We start from the raw sequence: 19,532 nt of genomic DNA, 5'->3' as shown, positions 1-19,532 counted from the left end.
GTTTCTGGGTCGGTTCACGCTTGCGTCGAGGGGTCGGTCGATGGGACTGCGGACCTCAGACGAGGGTCACTTGAGGCCGGTGGTGGCGATGCCCTCGATGAACTTCCGCTGGAAGATGAGGAAGATGAGGAGGATCGGGATGATGACGACGGTGGCCCCGGCGAGGAGCAGGCCGTAGTTGGTGCTGTTCTGCCCCGTCGAGTAGAGGGCGAGCGCGACGGGCAGGGTGTACTTCTCCTCGGACTGCGCGACGACGAGCGGCCAGAGGAAGTTGTTCCAGCTGCCGAGGAAGGTGAGGATGCCGAGGGTCGCCAGGGCCGGGCCGCAGAGCGGCATGATGATCCGGGCGAAGATCGTCAGCTCACCGGCGCCGTCGACGCGGCCGGCGTCGAGCAGGTCCTTGGGCAGCCCGATGATGAACTGGCGCATGAGGAAGACACCGAACGGGCTGACGAGGAAGGGCAGGAAGAGGCCGGGGAGCGTGTCGACGAGGCCGGCATTCGCGACGAGCACGAAGAGCGGCACGAAGGTCACGACGCCGGGGATCATGAGCGTGGCCATGACGGCGACGAAGATGACCTTCTTGCCCTTGAAGTCGAGCATCGCCAGGGCGTAGCCGAGCATCGAGCAGAAGACGAGGTTGCCGACCGTGACGACGACGGCGACGACGGCCGAGTTGAAGAAGAACTGCCCGAAGTTGAGCCGGCTGAACAGCTGGGTGTAGTTGTCGAGCGAGGCCGTCTCGGGCCACCACGTCGGCGGCACCTGGCGCAGCTCGCCCTCGCTCTTGAAGCTGCCGAGGATCATCCAGACGAACGGGGCGATGACGGCCACGAGGGCGACGACGAGGATGAGGTAGAGCCACCAGTGGCCGCCGTGGCCCGAGCCGACCATGCCGGCACGGGGCTGACGCCCGGCGGGCTGGTCGTCACGTGACGGCTGGGCGACGCTGCGTGGAGCGGTGTCGACGGACATGGTCATGTCCTCTCTCGGAGGAGGCGGAACTGCACGGCCGTGACGATCGCGATGACGATGAAGATGAGGTAGCTCATCGCCGAGGCGAGGCCGTAGTTGCCGTAGCCGAACTGGTTGTAGGTGTACATCGACAGCGAGATGGTGCTGTTGAGCGGGCCACCCTTCGTCATGACGAACGGCTCCTCGAAGAACTGCAGGTAGCCGATGGCCGTCGTCACCATGACGAAGAGCAGGGTCGGTCGCAGCAGAGGCATCGTGATGTGGCGGAACCGCCGCCACGTGCCGGCGCCGTCGATGGCCGCGGCTTCATGCAGCTCGGGCGGCACCGCCTGCAGGCCGGCGAGGAAGATGATCATCGCCGTGCCGAAGTTGCGCCAGGACGCCATCATGATGAGGGCGGGCATCGACCAGTTCGGGTCACCGAGCCAGTTCGGCCCGTCGATGCCGACCCACCCGAGCGCCGTGTTGATGAGGCCGCCCGGGTCCTGGAGCAGGAAGCGCCAGACGACGGCCACCGCGACGATCGAGGTGATGACCGGGGTGTAGAAGCCGAGCCGGAAGATCGAGCGGAACCGGGTGATCCCCTTGTCGAGCGCGACTGCCGCGGCGAGCGCGAGGACGAGCGTCAGCGGCATACCGATGAGCACGAAGTACGCCGTGTTGAGGGCGGCCCTGCGGAAGACCGGGTCGGACAGCGCCTTGGTGTAGTTGTCCAGCCCGATGATGTTCACCGAGAACGGGGAACGCAGGTCACGCGCCTTGGTGTCGGTGATGCTCATGAAGAGCGACTGGACAACCGGCCAGGCGGTGAAGGCCAGGAAGAGCAGGCAGAACGGGATCGCGAGGACCCACGCCGCTCGCCCCTCCCGTCGGCCGGAGCGACGCTCCGGCCGACGGGAGACGGTCTGGGTGGTCATCTCTTACTGACCCGTCCCGATGGAGTCCGCCTGCTGCTGCACGGTCTTGAGGGCGGCAGCGGGGTCGGAACCGGTCTTCGTGACCTTCTCCAGCTCGGTGTCGAACTGGTTGACGACCTGCTCCCACGTCGAGAACGACGGCGGGGCCTTGGCGGTCTCGAGCTGCTTGCCGAAGACGGCGAGCTTCTTGTCGGCGGCGAGCGCGGGGTCCTGCCACGCGCTCTTGACCGAGGGCAGGTCGGTCGACAACGAGTACCACTTCGCCTGCACCTTGGGGTCGGCGAGCCACTGGACGAACTTCCACGCCGTGTCGCGGTTCTGGGTGTTCTTGAAGACGGCGAGGTTCGAGCCGCCGACGAAGGACGACGAGCCGGCCGAGCCCGCAGGGATGGGCGCGACGTTGTACTTGTCCTTGAAGCCGGCGCCGCCGACCTTCTCGACCGCGGACATCATCCACGGGCCGGAGATGAACATCGGCACCTTGCCGCTCGCGAAGTCGGGCTCGGTCGTCGGCGTCGCAGGCGCGGCCTTGTCGGAGATTCCGTCGGTGAAGAACGACTGGTAGTACTTCGTCGCCTCGAGGACCTGCGGGCTGTCGAAGTTGTAGGCCTTGCCGCCGTCCTTGGTGAGGTCGGCGCCGTTGGACCATGCGAACGGCATGAGCGTCTGCCACGAGCCGGTGCCGCCGGCCTGCAGGCCGATGCCCCACTTGGCCCCGGCCTTGGTCTGCATGGCCTTGGCCATCTCCTTGAGCCCGGCCTGGTCGGTCGGGGCGGCGTCGTAGCCGGCCTTCTTCGCGAGGTCGGAGCGGTAGAAGAGGACGCGGGTCTCGACGTACCACGGGATGCCGTAGGACGTGCCGTTCACCTCGGTCGTCTTCTGGGCGCCGTCGAAGAAGACGGACTTGTCGATCTGCGCGGGGGTGGGGTCAAGAGCGCCGAGGCCTGCGAACTCGCCCATCCACGTCGTGCCGACCATGGCGAGGTCAGGCGTCTTGTTGGCGGTGATGGCAGTCGTGAACTTGTCGTGCGCGGAGTCCCATGGGATGGCGGTGACGTTGATCTTGACGCCGGGGTTGGCCGCCTCGAAGTCCTTGGCGAGCTCGGGCAGCTTGTCCCCCTCGGCGCCCATGGCCCACATCGTGATGGTGCCCTTGGCGGCTCCGGTGCTGACGGCTGCGCCGGTCTGTCCGGCGCTGGTCCCGCCCGTGTCGGAGCTGCGACCGCAAGCGGTCACGGTGAGGGCGGCGGCGGTCATGCAGGCGACGGTGATGGCGGTGGTGCGTCTCATCGGGTGTCTCACTTTCTGGGTGCCACGAGGGCTGGGGGCCTGTGGAGGTGGGTTCGGCGTCGGCAGGGGTCGAAGGGATCGGGGGGAGGCCTGGCAGGGTGCTGCCACGCCGGTGAGGGGCTAGGGGGTCGCGCAGCCGCACGAGCCGCGCAGCACCACCTCGGTCGGCAGCACGACGGGGGCCGGCAGCGGCGCTGCGCCGTCGACGCGTTGGTGGAGCCGCTCCGCGGCGAGCACCCCGAGCTCGTGCACGGGCTGGCGGACCGTCGTCATGCCCGGACGGACGTAGCGCGAGGTCATGACGTCGTCCCAGCCGACGACGGCGATGTCACCGGGCACGTCGCGGCCGGCGTCCTGCAGTCGGGTCATGATCGAGAGCGCGAGCTCGTCGTTGGCGCACACGAGTGCGTCCGCCTCGAGCTCACCGGAGAGGATGCGGTCGGCGACCGCGACGCCCTCGCTCTCGAGGAAGGGCACGCGCACCGGCTCGGCCGGGTCGAGACCGCGGGCGGTGTGCGCGGCGACGAAGCCGGCATACCGCTCGGAGATGTCGGGCGCCGGGGCCGGGTCACCGACGTAGAGCAGGCGTGAGCGGCCGTGGTCGAGGACGTGGGCCGTGAGCTGCTCGGAGCTGTGGACGTTCTCCGCGGCAACGAGCTCGACGCGTTCGCCACCGGGCACGTCGGACGACGAACCGGCAATGACGACAACGGGTTTGCGGCCGCGCAGGGCGCGGGTGAGGGTGGGCGGCACGGCGGCCGAGCCGAGCACGGCGATGCCGTCGACCCTCGTGGCGAGGTGGCCCACGGCACTCGGCACGTCGCTCTTGCCGTTCGCGAGCAGCAGGATGACGCTCTGGCCGAGCTCGGCGGCCCGCGTCTCGAAGCCCATGAGCAGCTCGGAGTAGTAGGGGCCGGTCAGCTCCGGGATGACGAGACCGTAGGCCTCGTGATGGCGCACGGCGAGGCTGCGCGCGGCGCCCAGCGGCACGTAGTGGAGGGCGTCGACGGCCTCGAGCACCTTCTGGCGGGTGGCCTCGGAGACGACGGCCCGGCCCTGGAGGACCCGCGAGACCGTCGCGATCGACACCCCTGCCCGCTCGGCGACGGAGTAGATCGTCGCACCGGCAGCGGGCGTCGCCCCCGGCGTGGACGGGTCGGGCATCGAGGCGGTGGACGGTGTCGACGGGCGGGCCGCCCGCTCGGGCCGTTGGCGTGGGGTCGTCGCCACGTGCCGCCTCCTTCGTCTCGTCGTCGAGTCGTGAATGCGCTTTCTCCGTACCCACCGATCCCGGCGAATGACGGGGTGTAAGCGCTTACATCGCTCCCCATGGTGCCCATGTCGTCCGGATTGCGCAACCCCCCGTCTCGCGAGCAGGCTCGGATCGGACCGTGCTGCGCCGTGTGGGCCCGACGACGCCACAGGCGAGTTCTGTTGTCTCCCAGCCACTTTCGTGGATCGTGGCGCCACCCCAGGCACAGGTATGCCGCCCGGCGGGCGCGGTGCCCACCGGACGGCATACCGGCTCCTCCGCCGGAGGCGACTCAGCCCTGCATGAGACCGAACTGGTTGCCGTCGGCGTCGGCGATGACCGTCGTCCGGCGGCCTCCGCCGACCTCGGTCGGGGGCTGCACGACGGAGGCTCCCGCGGCGACGAGGGCCGCACTCGAGGCGTCGAGGTCGTCGACGTGCCAGAAGGGCACGGTGCCGCGCAGGCCCTTGCGGTGCCCGTTGGGGTCGAGCGCGAACTCCTGCCCGTCGACGTTGTAGCCGACGTAGTAGGGCTGGTCGGTGTGCGGCTCGGCACCGAGCAGCGTCGTGAAGACACTCTTGGCGGCCGTGAGGTCGGCGACGGGGAAGATGATGGTGTCGACTGCGGTCATGTCCTGCTCCTCGTGATCGGTGGATGACGGCTGCTGGGCCGTGGGTGCGGCGGGCTGCCGGGGCGATGTCACATCCGGCGGTTGCGGCTCGTCAGAGGTGTGACGGATGCCGGGCGCAGAATGTGACGGCGTGACGCGACACCACGGACGGGACGGCTCATGGACACGACGCAACGGGGCGACGACACCGGCGACGGCGAAGGCACTGGAGACGGCGGCGAGGACTCGCACGACTGGGTGGTGCGGGACTTCGAGGCGCACCGTGCGCGGCTGCGGGGGGTGGCCTACCGCGTGCTCGGCTCGACGAGCGACGCGGACGACGCCGTGCAGGAGGCCTGGCTGCGGCTCGGGCGCACGGACGCGAGCCAGGTCGACAACCTCGGCGGCTGGCTGACGACGGTCGTCGCCCGGATCAGCCTCGACATGCTGCGCTCCCGGAGCGCACGGCGCGAGGACGCTTGGGACAGCGAGCTCTCGGAGCTGGTCGCCGAGTCACGCGACGGACGGCTGCACCTCGACCGCACGGTGGCCCCCGACCCGGCCGAGGAGGCCGAGCTCGCCGACTCGGTCGGTGTCGCCCTGCTGCTCGTCCTCGACTCGCTGACCCCGGCCGAGCGGCTCGCCTTCGTGCTGCATGACCTCTTCGGCCTGCCCTTCGAGGAGATCGCCGACATCGTCGACCGCTCCCCCGCGGCGACCCGACAGCTCGCGAGCCGCGCCCGACGCCGGGTGCGATCGGCACAGGTGGAGTGCGACGCCGACCGGGCCCGCCAGCGCCGCGTCGTCGAGGCGTTCCTCGCGGCGTCACGGGCCGGCGACTTCGCCGCCCTGCTCGAGCTGCTCGACCCCGACGTCGTCATGCGCGCCGACCCGGCCGCCGCGGCGATGGGTGCGGCAGCGCTGGTGCGCGGCCGCACCGGAGTGGCCGAGGTCTTCAACGGCGGCGCGAGGTCGGCCCGGCTCGCGGTCCTGGGCACCGACGACGCGGGCGGGATCGGCGAGGTCGGGGCCGTGTGGACGCTGCGCGGCGAGCCGAAGGTCGCCTTCTCCTTCACCGTGGTCGGCGAGCGGGTCACCGGCATCGAGCTCATCGCCGACCGGGAGTGGCTCACCACGACGGAGTTCACCTACCTGCGCGAGCCGCGCCCCGGCGAGGCGCCGGGCGCGTCGTGAGCGTGGGGGCGTCGTGAGCGCCGGGTGGCGTCGAGTGGCGTGGGGTGGCATCGGACGGCCTCGGGTCGCGGGTTCGTGTCAGGTTGAGACGTGACGCGCATGCGCCTGCGCCGACCAACGGGCCCGTCGTAGGGTCGGAGGGTGGCTGAGGGAGCACGCGCTGCACTCGTCCTCGGATCGGGGGGCGCTCGGGGCTACGCGCACATCGGTGTCATCGAGGTGCTGCGCGAGCGCGGGTTCGAGGTCGTCGCGATCGCCGGCACGTCGATGGGCGCGCTCGTCGGCGGCGTCACCGCGGCCGGCCGGCTCGAGGCCTACACCGAGTGGGCTCGCAGCCTGAGCCAGCGCGAGGTGTGGCGGCTGCTCGACCTCTCCATCACCGCACCGGGTGGCGCCATCCGGGCCGAGCGGATCATCCAGAAGGTGGGCGAGATCCTCGACGGTGCGACGATCGAGAGCCTGCCGATCCCCTTCACCGCCGTCGCGACCGACATCAACGCCCGACGCGAGGTGTGGTTCCAGCGCGGACCGGTCGAGAAGGCGATCCGGGCCTCGATCGCGATCCCGGGCGTCATCACCCCGGCGGTGATCAACGGCCGGGTCCTCGTCGACGGCGGGCTCATCAACCCCGTCCCCATCGAGCCCACCGCGGCGGCCGCCGCCGACCTCACGATCGCGGTCTCCCTCTCCGGCATGCGGGCCGCGGGGGCCACCGCCACCCCGGTCAAGGCCTCGTCGGAGCAGCGGCCGCGCGAGGAGTGGACCTCCCGGCTGCGGCGCAGCGCGGCGGAGGTGCTCGACTCGGAGCGGGTGCGGGCCATCACCGGGCGGTTCACCCACGCGCGTGAGGAGCCCGACCACCTCGATCCCGCGGCCTTCGCCCCCGACGGCGTGCACCTCACGGATGCACCAGAGGGGCGGGCTCCCGCCGCCGAGGGGCCCGCGGCGCGGCCTGGCATCTCGGTGGCCGCGGCCGCGAGCGCCGACCTCGCGGTCGACACGACCCAGACCCCGACCGACGCCCTGCTGCGCGTCAACGCCGACATCGGGCTCGTCGACCTGCTCAACATGTCGTTCGAGACGATGTCGGCGCTCATCTCGCGCTACCGGATGGCGAGCAACCCGCCCGACGTGCTCATCACCGTGCCGTCCAACGCGGTGCGCACGCTCGACTTCCACCGCGCGGCCGAGATGATCGACCTCGGGCGGCGGCTCGCGAGCGAGGCCCTCGACCAGGCGGGCTACTAGCGCTGCCGTCGTCGGCGTCGTCGGCGCCGTCGGGCGTCGTCGGCGCTGGCTGCTCTGTCGGCGGCGCGGCACTGTCAGCGGTGCGCGTCACAGTGGTCGGGTGATCCTGCACGCCGACGCCGACGCGTTCCTCGCCTCCGTCGAGCAACGTGACGACCCCCGCCTGCGCGGCCGGCCCCTCGTCGTCGCGCACGAGGTCGTCGCCTGCCCCTCCTACGAGGCGCGCGCCCTCGGCATCCATGCCGGTATGCCGCTCGGCCGGGTGCGTCGCCGATGGCCCCACGTGCTCGTCACCGGCTACCGCCCGGAAGCCTACGAGGCCGCCTCGGCCGGGCTGTTCGAGATCTTCCGGCGCTTCACCCCACTCGTCGAGCCGGGTTCGATCGAGGAGGCCTTCCTCGACGTCGCGGGTCGCGACCGCGGCGACCCCGGGGGCATGGCGGCGGCCCTGCGCGCCGTCGCCCGCGCGGAGCTCGGCCTGCCGGTGTCGGTCGGCGTGGGCCGGACCAAGCTCATGGCCAAGCTCGCGAGCCGGCGTGCCAAGCCCGACGGGCTCGTCGTCGTCGATGCCGAGCTCGAGTCACGGGTGCGGCCCCGCCTGCGTCTCGACGAGCTCTGGGGTGTCGGTCCGACGACCTGGAGGCGTCTGCACGCCGCGGGCCTGCACGTCGTCGCCGACCTGCACGGGTGGTCGGAGGACGACCTCGGGCGCATCGTGACGACTGCCATGGCCCGCCGGCTCCTCTCGATCGCCGACGGCACCGACGACGCGACGATCCGGTTGCCGGGGCCACGTCGCTCGGTGAGTGCGAGCCGCTCGCTGCCGTCGACCCGCACCCGCTCCACGGTCGAGGGGGTCCTCGAGGAGTGCGTCGGCCGGGCCCTTCACCGGGTGGTCGCTCTCGACGGAGCTCCGCGCGTGCCCCGGCGGATCGAGGTCCTCGTGCGCTACGACGACGGTGCCCACGTGCAGCAGCGCGGGCCGCTCCCCTCCCCGACCGTCGACCCCGAGGTCGTCGGGGCGACCGCCACCCGCCTGCTCGAGCAGACGGCCTACGAGTGGGACGGGCGGGGGGTGACGATGGTCGGAGTGACCCTGCCCCTCCCGCCCGCGGAACCGTCTTGACCTCGAGCCCCCTTGAGGTCACACCATGGCGGGGTGACCTCTTCGACGACGACTGACGCGGCGACCGACTCGCTCCGGCCCGGCGAGGCGGCCGCCTACCTGGCGCGCCTCGGGGTGGCGGCTCCGGAGGCGCCGACGCTCGGCGCCCTGGCGTCACTGCACCGTGCCCACCTCGTGCGGGTGCCGTTCGAGAACCTCGACATCGCGCTGCGCCGACCGATCCGGCTCGACCTCGCCTCCCTGCTCGCCAAGGTCGTCGACCGCCAGCGCGGCGGCTACTGCTACGAGCTGAACGGGCTCTTCGCCGCGCTGCTGCGCTCGCTGGGGTATGCCGTCGACCTCGTCTCCGCCCGGGTCGCCACCGCCGAGGGCGGGCTCACCGACGAGTTCGACCACCTCGCGCTCGTCGTCACCTCGCCCGAGCTGGGCGCCGCGGTGCTGGCCGACGTCGGCTTCGGCGACGGCTTCATCGACCCGCTGCCCCTGCGCGACGGCATCGAGGCGCACGAGCCCGGCAAGGACGTCGGCCTCGCCCAGGTCGAGGGCGAGTGGCACTATCGCGAGCGCCGCCGCGCCAGGCGTTTCGGGGATCGCGCGGACGGTGCCGGGAGCGCGCAGGACCAGGACGACGCGGAGGCCCAGGACGCCGGCGAGTGGCAGACGCAGTACGTCTTCACGACGACCGCGCACCGGCTCTCGGACTTCGAGCCGCGCAACCTCTGGCAGCAGACCTCGCCGGACAGCCACTTCACGCGTCAGCGGGTCGCCTCGCGGCTCACGCCGACCGGGCGAGTGACCCTCAGCGGGTGTCGCCTCATCACGACGACGCACGGTCGGCGCGACGAGGTCGAGCTCGCCGAGAGCGATGTGGCCCCAGCGCTGTCCGAGCACTTCGGCATCGTGCTGCCCTGACGGCATACGGCATCGGGCGACGGGGAGGGTGGGCCGGGCGCTGCTCAGCCCCAGGCGTCCTTGGTCGGTCGGCAGAGGCAGAACGGGTGGCCCGCGGGGTCGGCGTAGACGCGGAACCCCCGCTCGGGTGCGGGCCGCGGCGGCTCGACGGGGTCGAGGGCCGTGCCGCCGAGCGCGAGCACCCGCTCGTGCGCTGCGGCGATGTCGGCGACGACGAAGTCGAGGTGCGCCTGCTGCTGCCCCCGCGGCCAGTCGGGCGACTCGTGGTTCGGGGCGAGCTGCGTCGAGATGCGCGGCCCGTCCCACAGCACGTCGTACCACTCGCCGTCGTCGTCACCCTCCCCGCTCACGGTGCCGCCGAGGAGGTCGGCGTAGAAGCGCGCCACCCCGGCGGGGTCTGCGCAGTCGAGGGCGATGCAGTCGAAGCTCACCGTGGCGTCGGTCTCACGGGCGGTGTCACTCATGTGGATCTCCTTGTCTCGCGTGCTGATCCACTCAAGCACCTACCACCGACAGCGGTCGCATCTCGAGCCCGCTCGAGAGGGTCAGGTCACCGGCTTGGGCCACACGACGGCCGTGGAGGTGACCGGGCGCACGAGGGACGACGGTGTCGACCCGTCGACCGTGACCGTGTGGGTACCGGGAGGGAGGTCGTCGAAGGTCGTGACCCCGTGGCCGCCACGGAGCGTGGGCTGCGCCGTGGCGAGCACCTTGCCCTTGGCGCTGCGCACCGTGACGGTGACGGGCACCTTGGGCGGATCGGCGTCGGGGTCGTCGGCCTCGAGGTCGAAGGCCACCTTGAGGCCGGAGCCCTGCGTCACGAGGTCGGGCACCGAGGCGCGAACCGACACCGACTTCAGCTCGCGGCGGCGCACCGGCTTCGCGGTGAGGATCTCCTGCACCTGGTCGAGGACGAACTGGTTGCACTGGAGGTTCGTGTGCTGCTCGGGCACCCGGACGACGATGTTCGTGTCCAGGGCCTCGCCGAGACCGACGGCACCGGTGAGCGGCACGGTGCTGTCGCCGTAGTCGTTGTCGCTGCCGAAGTTCTGGTAGGCCGTGGCCTTGCCGCCGGAGAGCTCGACCGTCGTCGCCGTCGGCTGACGGATGCCCACGATCATGTGCGTCATGTCGCGGCTCGCCGCACGGGCCGACTCGGCGGACTGCAGGTCCATCTGGAAGGCCATCGCGTCGGCGACCATCGCCGTGTCGAGGTTGGGCACGGAGACCTCGGTCGTCTTGGCGTAGCCCCCAGCGGTGCTGATGCACGCGAACTCCGGCAGCAGCTGGTAGAGCGAGGGCATGCTCCGCGAGAAGGCCGTGAGGTCGATGCTGAGCGGGCCGATCCCCTTCTTGACCCCGTTGACGAGCTGCTCGAGCGCACCGGTCGCGCCCCGCCAGGGCGTGCCGAGCGTGATGAGCTTGCGGGTCACCTCGGCGCCACCGCACTTCTCGATGTACCACCGGGCGACGAGGCCACCCATCGAGTGGACGACGAAGACGATGCGCGCGTCCGCCGAGGCGCCGCCCTGGGCGCGCAACCGCTCGAGGGCCGGCTCGACGACGGTCTTCAGCCGCTCGCCGTTGTAGCGGTTGGACAGGCGCCAGTCGTAGGGGAACGCGATGAGGTTGGGTGGCTTGGCCCCGTTGTCGCGCTTGTAGCCGAGCGCCTCGAGCGCGTCGATGAGGACGTCGTAGCCGCGGATCGGGGTCCAGATGCCGGGGAGCACGTGCACGTCGGGCATGAGTGCGACCGGCTCGACACCGTCGTCGGGCGCGGCGTCGCCGATGCCCGCGGGCAGCGCCTTCTTGAGGATGGAGTTGCCCCCGGTCAGCAGCCTCCACACCGCGCCTGCGCTCGGAGCCCAGATGAGGTTCGCGCTGGCGGGCGAGCCGTCGGCACCTCTCACGCCGAGGGTGCTGCCGGTGATCCCCGGAAGCACCACGACCAGGTCGTTGCTCGTCATGACCAACCGCCTCCTGCACTGAGGTGAACGTCCTGGTCAACGGTGGCACGCGGTGTCGCCGGTGATACCCGAAACGCGCAACGTCGTGCAGAGTGGACCCACCTGAGACCCCACCTGATCCCACCTGATCGCCAGCCGATCCGGGGCCCCCGAGACAAGGAGACCGCACCTGTGGACATCACCGAGGTGATCGCACACCAGCACGACGAGCAGCGCCGGATGTTCGCGATGCTCGAGGAGTGGCCGCGCGACGACCACGAGGGGCTGGCGGCGATCTGGACGCGCCTCGCGATCCTGCTCGAGACGCACGCGGAGGCGGAGGAGCAGTTCTTCTATCCCGAGCTGCTCCGCCTCGGCACCGGGGGCGCTGACGCCGAGTCCGTCGACGAGGAGGTCGAGGACGCGGTCAAGGACCACAACGAGCTGCGGGCCGCCATCCGCAAGGTCGCACGCTGCAAGACGGGGTCGGCGGCGTGGTGGACCGGCGTCATCGATGCGAACGTGCACAACAGCGACCACATGGGCGAGGAGGAGCGCCAGGACCTCGCAGACTTCCGGCAGCGGGCCAGCCTCGAGCTGCGGCACGAGATCGCGGTGCAGTTCCTGCGCTACGAGTCGCTCAAGGCGGCCTCGGGCGTGAGCCCGGTCGACAAGGACCCCAAGCGCTACGTCGCCTCCCGCAAGGGCGCGACGACCTCGGCCACGGCGAAGCGGGCTGCCCGCGCGGCGAAGAAGGCGACCAAGGCCGCCCAGCCGGCCCGCAAGGCAGCCTCGAAGAAGGCCTCCCCCTCGGCCGCCAAGGAGTAGCCGTCGAGTGCCCACTTCCCCACGCCGAAGCCCCGTCCGAAACTGAGCACTCGACCCACCTTCACGTCGAGTGCCCACTTCCCCACGCCCGCTACCCCGTCCGGAACTGAGCACTCGACCCACCTTCACGTCGAGTGCCCACTTCCCCACGCCCGCTGCCCCGTTCGGAACTGAGCACTCGACCCACCTCCCCGTCGAGTGCCCACTTCCCCACGCCGAAGCCCCGTCCGAAACTGAGCACTCGACTGGGTGGTGACGTCGTCGCGGCCCGGGTGGTCAGGGTGTTGCGGCCGGCGGCTGCGGGTGTCGGGTGCGCCTGCGGCGCTCGACCGCGAGCGCAGCGAGCATGACGACGCCGGCCAGCAGCCCCCAGAAGGCAGCGCCGACGCCGGCGATGGTGACTCCTGACGCCGCCACGACGAGCGTCACCGCACCGGCCTCGCGCGACGCCGGGTCGGCGAGCGCGGCCGCGGCTGACGCAGCGAAGGTTCCGAGCAGGGCCAGCCCGGCGATCGTCTCGATGAGACCCTCGGGCGCCGATCGCGCCGCGGCCGTGACGATCCCCGCGAGCGGTCCGAAGGCGAGGTAGGTGAGCCCGCACGAGACCCCGGCGATCCACCGGCGGTTGCGGTCCGGGTGTGCCTCGGGCCCCGCCGCGAGCGCCGCCGAGATCGCGGCGAGGTTGATCGCGTGCCCTCCCCCGAGCGCCCCGAGGGCGCTCGCGCCGCCGGTGTAGAGCAGCGGCGCGCGCATGCCGAGGCGGTAGCCGAAGGAGCCGAGCACCGCGATCCCGGGGATGTTCTGGCTTGTCATCGTGACGATGAAGAGCGGCAGGCCGATGGCGACCATGGCAGTGACGTCCCACGTCGGGGCGACGAAAGTCACTGCGGGAGAGAGCTGCCCGATGTCGAGCGAGCTGAAGACGCCCGTCACCGCCATGACGACGACCGCCGCACCGAGCGCTCCGATGACGGCCCACCGGCGGGCAAACGCGACGAGCAGCAACCACACGACCATGACCGGCGCGATCGCGGCAGGCGAGGCGACGACGGCCCGAAACGGCGCGACGCAGAGGGTCAGCAGCACCCCGGCGAGCATCGCGCTCGCCAGCGGGACGGGGATGGACTCGACGAGACGCTCGAGCGGCCGGATCAGGCCGCACAGCGCGAGCAGCACGCCGCACACGATGAAAGCTCCCACGGCAGAGGCGAATCCGCCTGCCGGCACCGTCGCCGCAACCAGCAGCGCAGCACCCGGCGTCGACCACGCCATCGTCACGGGCATCCTCAGCCGCCAGGAGAAGAGCACGCACCCGAGGCCCATCGTCACGCAGAGCACGAGCAACCCCGACGCCGCCTGCTCCGCACTCGCACCCACCGCCTGCAGTCCGGTGAGAACGACGGCGAACGAGCTCGTGAAGCCGACAAGCCCGCACACGACACCCGCGAGCACGGCGTGACCCGTCGAGGCGTGCGGCACCGCCTCCGCAGCGGGTGAAGAGGTCACCGAGCCCTCAGGTCAGGTGGTCGCTCGAGGCGAGCGCACGGCATACGCGCTCGTATGCCGTGTGGTCGGCGGCGGCGACGAGACCGGGGGGCGCGATGTCGCGCGGGCTGTAGGGACGGCCGTCGGGCGTGCCCACGGCGCCACCCGCCTCGGCGAGCAGCAGTGCACCGGGCACGTGGTCCCACGGCGCGGCGGAGTGGTAGAGCACGTAGTCGGCCTCGCCCTCGACGAGCTTGGGGTAGTCGATGCCGCAGGACACCCAGGTAAGGGCCATCGGCGCGAGGCCGGAGAGCGACCGTCCGACCCAGGCGCGGCGGGAGGTGCGTCCACGCAGGTCGCCGGCCTCGGACGGAGGCGTCACCTCGAGCCGCTCGACGCCGGCGGCCGAGTGGCGCCACGTGCCACCCCCTCGCTCGGCGACGTAGCCGAGGTCGTGCTGCGGCTGCCAGATCCAGGCCCGCACGACCTCGCCGTCGCGAGTCTCGCTCGCCATGACGGCGTGGTCCTTCGAGCCGTGCACGAAGTTCTTCGTGCCGTCGACGGGGTCGACGGTGAAGGCGTGGTCGGCGGCGGCATACCGCTCCATGAGCGACGGGTCCGCGGAGTGCGCCTCCTCACCGAGCACGACGCAGTCAGGGTACGCAGCGACGAGGGCCGCGGTGATGAGCACCTCGGCCTCACGATCGGCGTCGGTGACGAGGTCGCCGGGGTTCTTCTCGTGGATCTCGCCGTCGGCGAGGGCACGGAAGCGGGGGTTGATCACCTCGGCGGCGACGTCCTGCAGGAGGGCGAGCACGGCATCCGTATCCACACCCCCAAGGTAGTGGTCACCGGTCGTGGCGCCCCGACCGCTCCGCCTGCCGGGAGCTCACGCGAGCGGGCGGATGTGAGCGGGCAGCTCGAGCCACCACTCGAGGATGCCTCGCGCCGGGTCGTCGGCGCGGGCGCCCGCGACCTGCGGGGCGGGCAGCGAGTCGCGCACCTCGCGCAGCAGGTCGTAGCGGCCGCGCATGCCGAGCACGTAGGACAGGCCACGGAGCCGGTCCTGCGTGGCGTCGAGACCCTCCGCCGACGGAGACTCCGCCGTCGCCGTCGCCGTCGACTCCGACGCCGCGCCCGCGGACGCTGCGCCCGCGGACGCTGCGCCCGCAGTCGCCACGGCCCGGATGCGCTCGGCGAAGGCGACCTCCCGCTCGTCACGCCGGCGGGTCGGGGGCTCAGGGGTGTTGCCGACGACGTATGCCGCCTCCTGCGCCACGTCGGCCGGGGTCTTGACCCCGAGCGCGAGCCGTTCGAAGAGGTCGAGGTCGGCGGCCTGCCCCATCCATGTCAGGACCGCGAGGCTCTCGTGGGCCGCGACCATGTCGAAGCGCCGCAGCGACTCGACGAGGGCCGCGACGTGCACCCGCCCGACGACGCGGCTCTGGGGCGAGATCATGAGGATGGCGAGGGCGTTGGAGCGGTCCTCCTCGTTGGTCTCGCCGAGCGCGGTCGAGATGAGCCTGCTGAGCACGGGCTCGCGCGCGAGGGTGTGGCCCTCGCCGAGGTCGAGCGCAGCCCGCACCCGCTTCTGCGCCTCACGGATCGCGTGCGCGCTGACCGCGCGGCCGTCGCGGATGATCGAGGCGGCCACCCGGCGGTCCTCGGCCGTCAGCACCGTCGCGAGCCGGTGGGTGCCCGACGGGCCGAGCGACCGGATGAGGTTCGCCGCGCCGCGGTGGACGCGGTAGGGCTGGTCGGGGTCGCGCAGGTGTCGCACGGCGAGGCGCGCCGCCTCGAGCCGCACGTCACGGTCGAGCGCGGTGCCCTTGACGAGGGTCGTCAGCACGATGAGGCAGGCCCGGAGCGAGCTGCTGTTGGTCGGGTCGCGCAGCTGCCCGAACATCATCGACAGGGCCTGCGGGTGCACCGTGAACTGCAGGAGGCTCAGGGTGTCGTTGTAGAAGGTGGCGTCGGGCTTCGCGACGACCTCCTCGGCCATCGAGGCGACGATCGGACCGCTGCGGGGGTGCCCGGCCAGACGCGCGACGGCCTCGGCCCGCTGCGCGTAGTCGAGGTGCAGGTGCAGGCTCACCTCCTCGATGCCCCGGCGCAGCAGCCGCTCCCAGTCGCCCGCTCGCACCATCGCGTGCGGCATCCGGCCGAGGTTGTCGGACAGGCGGTCCCACTCGAGGCCCGTCATCCGCTCGTCGGCAAGGGCCTTCTCGAGCAGCGCCAGCGTCGTGTCGACGTCGGGGTCGCCCGGTGGCGAGAGCGTCGCCGCGGGGCGCACCGGGTTGCGCGAGCGGGAGAAGAAGTCGATGGCGGCGAGGAGCTGACCCCGCGGCAGCCCCAGCACCGTCTCGTAGCGGCGCACGAGGCCGTGCGTGATGTCGACCCGGCCACCCTCCCAGCGCCCCACCTGGGCCCGGTGCACCGTGGGCGCGTGGCCGCCCCCGTCGGCGAAGCCGGCCGCACTGCGCATCGCCGGGTCGTCGGCGTGCTGACGAGCGTTGCGCAGCACCCACTGCATCTCGGCGAGCAGGCTCACGGGCCCACCCCGTCGTCGCGTGTTGCGCGAGCCCGGGACCGACGCAACGCAGCGTCATCCTCGGCGCGGACCGGCGCGGGCCAGCATCCTGTCCGCGGGCTGCGGGCCTGCGTGGGCCGTGCGTCGTCGACACCCCTGGGACTGCGCACCCTCACCCCTTCCGGCGACCCCCTCGCCCCTGTGACGTGACGTCGCACCCCTGCCTTCGTTGCGCTGTGTCCATCATTGCGCAACGTGCGCATGCTCGCCGGAAAGTTCGGCTACCGTAGGGAACGGCTCGCAGCCTGTGGAGGGGATGCGGTCCACATGAGGCCGGGAGTCAGCAGGGGATGGCTCCCGGCCTTTCATGTCCCCACCCTCCGACGCGTCGTCGAAAGACCGCAGCGCAACCCGTCGTGCAGCACGGACGACAACCCGGTGGCGGGCCGGCACGGGCGCCTGCCAAGGTGGTGCCGATGAGCACCGAGACCGGCCCGGCCCCCGAACTGACCGACGGCATCGTGACCCTGCGGGCGCACACCGCCCTCGACGCCGACGCGATCGTCACCCAGAGCCTCGACCCGCAGAGCCAGCGTTGGACCACGGTGCCCCGTGGCTACACGCGCGTCCAGGCCCTCACCTGGGTGCAGGAGAACGCCGCTGCGTGGCAGGACCCCCGCGGCAAGCGCTCCTGGGCCATCGAGTGGGTCGACGGAAGTGGCCAGTCGCGCCTCGCCGGCACGATCGACCTGCGTCCCGGTGCCTCCGTCACCGTGGGCGAGCTCGGATTCGGCCTGCACCCCGATGCTCGCGGCCACGGGGTCATGGCGCGCGCCGTGCGCCTCGTCTGCCGCTACGGCTTCGACACCGGCGGATGGGGCCGGCCCCTGACCCGCATCCACTGGCGCGCCATCGTCGGCAACTGGGGCTCGCGCCGCACCGCGTGGGCCTGCGGCTTCACGATGCACGGCACGATCCCCGAGAGCCACCCCGACCCCGACGGGGGCCCGACCGCCCTCGACACGTGGACCGGCAGCGTCGCGGCCGGCGACCCGCTCCGGGCCGGCACGCCCTGGTATGCCGCCCCGGTGACCGAGGCGGACGGCATACGGCTGCGTCCGTGGCGGGCCTCCGACATCGACGCGATCGAGCCGCGCGACGACGACCCGACCCACTGGATGCCGGGGCGCTCTGTGCTGCGGCGCGAGACCTTCGCGACCTGGCGCCTGCAGCGCGAGGAGCGGATGGCGGAGGGCACAGCCGTCGAGTGGTGCGTCGCCGACGCGCAGACCGACCGGGCCCTCGGTGGAGTCGTCCTCTTCAACCGGCAGGGCCCCATCGACGACGTCGCCGAGCTGGGCTACCAGCTCTTCCCGAGTGCGCGTGGGCGCGGTGTCGCGTCGACGGCGGCCCGTCTGGCGATCGCCCACGCGCTGCGCCCGGTCGCCGAGGGCGGGCTCGGTCTGCGCCGGCTCGTCGCCGAGACCGCGGCCGACAACGCGGCGAGCAACGGGGTGCTGCGGGGCTGCGGCTTCAGGGAGTTCGGCCGCGAGCACGCCGTCGACGAACTCGCCGACGGGTCGTGGGGCGACGGCCTCCACTGGGAGCTCCTCCCCTGAGCCCGCCCCCATCGCCCTCCTCGTCCGATCGAAAGAGCAGTTCGTCGCCGCCGAGCGCCTGCGCGGTCGCGTGGACGGGCGACGAACTGCTCTTTCGATTGTTTGCCTCAGCGGGCGATGTAACCGCCGTCGATGTAGAGCTCGAGACCGGTGACGAAGGCGGCGTCGTCGCTCGCGAGGTAGGCGACACCTGCCGCGATCTCCTCGGGCCGACCCAGGCGCCCCATCGGCGTCAGGTCGATCATCATCTGCTCGAAGGGCGTCCCCCGCGCGCCGTCGAGGATGGGGGTGTCGATGAAACCGGGGTGGATCGAGTTGACCCGGACTCCCTCTGCAGCCCAGTGCAGCGCGACGTTCTTCGTCAGCGTGCGGACGGCTCCCTTGGCGGCGTGGTAGGCCGGCGACGTGCCGAATCCCCCGCTCGTGCCGAAGATGGAGCTGATGTTGATGACCGCGCCGTGAGCCGATGCCTTGAGCAGCGGTGCCGCCACCTTCATGCCGAGGAAGACGCCGGTCTGGTCGATGGAGATCGTGCGCTCCCAGTCGGCGAGCGTCGTCTCCTCGATCGGGGCGAGATCGCCCATGCCAGCGTTGTTGACGAGCACGTCGAGCCCGCCGAACAGGTCCTTCGCCTTCGCGCAGGCCGCCTCCCAGTCGCTCTCGCTCACGACGTCGTGGCGGGTGAACTCCGCGCGGGCGCCGCCGTCGCGCAGCTCTGCCGCCGCCGCCGCGCCGGCAGCCTCGTTGACGTCGGTCAGCAGGACCGCCGCCCCCTCCTCGGTGAGCCGCCGTGCGGTCGCTCTGCCGATGCCACTCGCCGCGCCCGTCACGAGGGCTACACGTCCATCCAGCCGGTTCATGCTCATCACTTCGATTCGGTTCGGGCTCCCGTTGTTGTTCTCTCCATCGTGGCGAGGCGGCGGCTGCGACGCAGTTCTACCCGTCACAAACGGGGCCCGTGTGACGAACGAGACACGCAGGAGGGACGCCCGGCTCTCAGGGACCGAATCCGGGTCGAATCCGGGTCGACCCCGGTAGCGAAACCGGCCCGGAGGGTACGACTCTGGAGGCAGCGAGCACGACGATCGGTTGTGCCATGCATGAAGGAGACACCGTGGCATTCGGTGAGCAGCTCAAGCACAAGGCGGACGAGGTCCACCTGCAGGAGAAGGCGAAGGACTTCGGTGACGCGGTCGCCGACGTCATCAAGGAGGCCGTGACCCTCGTGGCGGGACTCGCCCAGGACAACCGGCCCAAGGTCGACGAGGCGCTCGACAAGGCCGAGGCCAAGCTCGTCCAGACCAACGGCGGCAAGCACGCCGAGACCGTGACCAAGGTTCGTGCCTCGGTCGACAAGGGCATTGACAAGCTCGTCGAGCACAACACCGGCCCGAAGGCCCCTCCCACCCCGCCTTCGTCCGCGGTGCCCGACGACCGTCATTCCGCGTTCGACGAGGACACCCCCGCCGGCTCCCCCAGCTGAGGCCGGCACCCCCCAGAGGCCGTATGCCGCTGTCCCACCCAGCGGCATACGGCCTCTCTCTGCGCCCCGATCGAAAGAGCGGTTCGTCGCCGTCGAGCGGGTCCGCGCGGACACGTG

The 19,532-nt window shown here is 71.7% G+C and carries 18 protein-coding genes; 7 read left to right on the top strand and 11 right to left on the bottom strand.

The window, feature by feature from the left end:
• Window positions 1-66: 66 nt before the first annotated feature.
• The 5 genes from FBY41_RS19820 to FBY41_RS19800 form a co-directional block, all read right to left on the bottom strand.
• Window positions 67-975 (bottom strand): carbohydrate ABC transporter permease, encoded by a 909-nt coding sequence (locus FBY41_RS19820; protein ID WP_141846426.1) that lies wholly within the window; start codon window positions 973-975, stop codon window positions 67-69.
• A gap of 2 nt (window positions 976-977) precedes the next feature.
• On the bottom strand, window positions 978-1,892 hold the full coding sequence (locus FBY41_RS19815; RefSeq protein WP_141846424.1) for a carbohydrate ABC transporter permease: 915 nt from the start codon (window positions 1,890-1,892) through the stop codon (window positions 978-980).
• Window positions 1,893-1,895: 3 nt separating this feature from the next.
• Entirely contained in the window at window positions 1,896-3,182 is a 1,287-nt protein-coding gene (locus FBY41_RS19810; RefSeq protein ID WP_141846422.1) for a sugar ABC transporter substrate-binding protein, read from the bottom strand.
• 120 nt (window positions 3,183-3,302) lie between these two features.
• Window positions 3,303-4,412 carry a LacI family DNA-binding transcriptional regulator gene (locus FBY41_RS19805; RefSeq protein ID WP_260439933.1) on the bottom strand — a complete coding sequence of 370 codons (1,110 nt, stop codon included), beginning with the start codon at window positions 4,410-4,412 and terminating at the stop codon, window positions 3,303-3,305.
• 314 nt (window positions 4,413-4,726) lie between these two features.
• A complete protein-coding gene (locus FBY41_RS19800; protein ID WP_141846420.1) occupies window positions 4,727-5,065 on the bottom strand; it encodes a VOC family protein in 339 nt (112 codons plus the stop codon).
• 159 nt (window positions 5,066-5,224) lie between these two features.
• Here FBY41_RS19800 and FBY41_RS19795 point away from each other — a divergent pair, with 159 nt between their 5' ends.
• The 4 genes from FBY41_RS19795 (at window position 5,225) to FBY41_RS19780 (ending at window position 9,524) form a co-directional block, all read left to right on the top strand.
• The gene (locus FBY41_RS19795) at window positions 5,225-6,238 is read left to right on the top strand and encodes a sigma-70 family RNA polymerase sigma factor (RefSeq protein WP_141846418.1); all 1,014 of its coding nucleotides are present in this window, start codon (window positions 5,225-5,227) and stop codon (window positions 6,236-6,238) included.
• 141 nt (window positions 6,239-6,379) lie between these two features.
• Window positions 6,380-7,486 carry a patatin-like phospholipase family protein gene (locus tag FBY41_RS19790; protein ID WP_141846416.1) on the top strand — a complete coding sequence of 369 codons (1,107 nt, stop codon included), beginning with the start codon at window positions 6,380-6,382 and terminating at the stop codon, window positions 7,484-7,486.
• A gap of 100 nt (window positions 7,487-7,586) precedes the next feature.
• Entirely contained in the window at window positions 7,587-8,612 is a 1,026-nt protein-coding gene (locus tag FBY41_RS19785; RefSeq protein WP_141846414.1) for a Y-family DNA polymerase, read from the top strand.
• 33 nt (window positions 8,613-8,645) lie between these two features.
• Window positions 8,646-9,524, top strand: a complete 879-nt coding sequence (locus FBY41_RS19780) for an arylamine N-acetyltransferase family protein (protein WP_141846412.1) — start codon at window positions 8,646-8,648, stop codon at window positions 9,522-9,524.
• Window positions 9,525-9,568: 44 nt separating this feature from the next.
• Here FBY41_RS19780 and FBY41_RS19775 read toward each other — a convergent pair whose 3' ends face one another.
• Complete coding sequence (locus tag FBY41_RS19775) at window positions 9,569-9,988, bottom strand: VOC family protein (RefSeq protein ID WP_141846410.1); 420 nt, start codon at window positions 9,986-9,988, stop codon at window positions 9,569-9,571.
• A gap of 81 nt (window positions 9,989-10,069) precedes the next feature.
• A complete protein-coding gene (locus tag FBY41_RS19770; protein WP_141846408.1) occupies window positions 10,070-11,491 on the bottom strand; it encodes an esterase/lipase family protein in 1,422 nt (473 codons plus the stop codon).
• Between the two features lie 171 nt (window positions 11,492-11,662).
• Between FBY41_RS19770 and FBY41_RS19765 the strand changes: the two genes are divergently transcribed.
• Entirely contained in the window at window positions 11,663-12,298 is a 636-nt protein-coding gene (locus FBY41_RS19765; RefSeq protein WP_141822386.1) for a hemerythrin domain-containing protein, read from the top strand.
• 276 nt (window positions 12,299-12,574) lie between these two features.
• Here the strand turns inward: FBY41_RS19765 and FBY41_RS19760 are convergent, their stop codons facing one another.
• From FBY41_RS19760 to FBY41_RS19750, 3 genes are read right to left on the bottom strand one after another with little or no spacing between them, the layout of a single operon-like run.
• A complete protein-coding gene (locus FBY41_RS19760; RefSeq protein ID WP_141846405.1) occupies window positions 12,575-13,804 on the bottom strand; it encodes a benzoate/H(+) symporter BenE family transporter in 1,230 nt (409 codons plus the stop codon).
• 7 nt (window positions 13,805-13,811) lie between these two features.
• Window positions 13,812-14,615: an inositol monophosphatase family protein gene (locus FBY41_RS19755; protein ID WP_141846403.1), complete on the bottom strand. Its 804-nt coding sequence runs from the start codon at window positions 14,613-14,615 to the stop codon at window positions 13,812-13,814.
• A gap of 57 nt (window positions 14,616-14,672) precedes the next feature.
• Window positions 14,673-16,334 carry a hypothetical protein gene (locus FBY41_RS19750; RefSeq protein WP_141846401.1) on the bottom strand — a complete coding sequence of 554 codons (1,662 nt, stop codon included), beginning with the start codon at window positions 16,332-16,334 and terminating at the stop codon, window positions 14,673-14,675.
• A 455-nt stretch (window positions 16,335-16,789) separates the two neighbouring features.
• Here FBY41_RS19750 and FBY41_RS19745 point away from each other — a divergent pair, with 455 nt between their 5' ends.
• Window positions 16,790-17,932: a GNAT family N-acetyltransferase gene (locus FBY41_RS19745; RefSeq protein ID WP_141846399.1), complete on the top strand. Its 1,143-nt coding sequence runs from the start codon at window positions 16,790-16,792 to the stop codon at window positions 17,930-17,932.
• A gap of 107 nt (window positions 17,933-18,039) precedes the next feature.
• Here FBY41_RS19745 and FBY41_RS19740 read toward each other — a convergent pair whose 3' ends face one another.
• Window positions 18,040-18,798 (bottom strand): SDR family NAD(P)-dependent oxidoreductase, encoded by a 759-nt coding sequence (locus FBY41_RS19740; RefSeq protein ID WP_260439932.1) that lies wholly within the window; start codon window positions 18,796-18,798, stop codon window positions 18,040-18,042.
• A 248-nt stretch (window positions 18,799-19,046) separates the two neighbouring features.
• On the opposite strand from FBY41_RS19740, the gene FBY41_RS19735 reads away from it, so the two are divergent.
• Window positions 19,047-19,415: an antitoxin gene (locus FBY41_RS19735; RefSeq protein ID WP_141846396.1), complete on the top strand. Its 369-nt coding sequence runs from the start codon at window positions 19,047-19,049 to the stop codon at window positions 19,413-19,415.
• Window positions 19,416-19,532 lie beyond the last annotated feature (117 nt).

Source organism: Humibacillus xanthopallidus (assembly GCF_006716675.1).
Taxonomy (GTDB): domain Bacteria; phylum Actinomycetota; class Actinomycetes; order Actinomycetales; family Dermatophilaceae; genus Humibacillus; species Humibacillus xanthopallidus_B.
Note: the sequence above shows the minus strand (reverse complement) of the source record. Positions and strands in the feature narration are given on the sequence as shown.

Excerpts from the sequence above, each read along its gene's own strand:
- FBY41_RS19795 (WP_141846418.1), top strand. The coding sequence starts at position 5,225 with ATGGACACGACGCAACGGGGCGACGACACCGGCGACGGCGAAGGCACT.
- FBY41_RS19775 (WP_141846410.1), bottom strand. The coding sequence starts at position 9,988 with ATGAGTGACACCGCCCGTGAGACCGACGCCACGGTGAGCTTCGACTGC.
- FBY41_RS19820 (WP_141846426.1), bottom strand. The coding sequence starts at position 975 with ATGTCCGTCGACACCGCTCCACGCAGCGTCGCCCAGCCGTCACGTGAC.
- FBY41_RS19815 (WP_141846424.1), bottom strand. The coding sequence starts at position 1,892 with ATGACCACCCAGACCGTCTCCCGTCGGCCGGAGCGTCGCTCCGGCCGA.
- FBY41_RS19740 (WP_260439932.1), bottom strand. The coding sequence starts at position 18,798 with ATGAGCATGAACCGGCTGGATGGACGTGTAGCCCTCGTGACGGGCGCG.
- FBY41_RS19770 (WP_141846408.1), bottom strand. The coding sequence starts at position 11,491 with ATGACGAGCAACGACCTGGTCGTGGTGCTTCCGGGGATCACCGGCAGC.
- FBY41_RS19800 (WP_141846420.1), bottom strand. The coding sequence starts at position 5,065 with ATGACCGCAGTCGACACCATCATCTTCCCCGTCGCCGACCTCACGGCC.
- FBY41_RS19745 (WP_141846399.1), top strand. The coding sequence starts at position 16,790 with ATGAGCACCGAGACCGGCCCGGCCCCCGAACTGACCGACGGCATCGTG.
- FBY41_RS19810 (WP_141846422.1), bottom strand. The coding sequence starts at position 3,182 with ATGAGACGCACCACCGCCATCACCGTCGCCTGCATGACCGCCGCCGCC.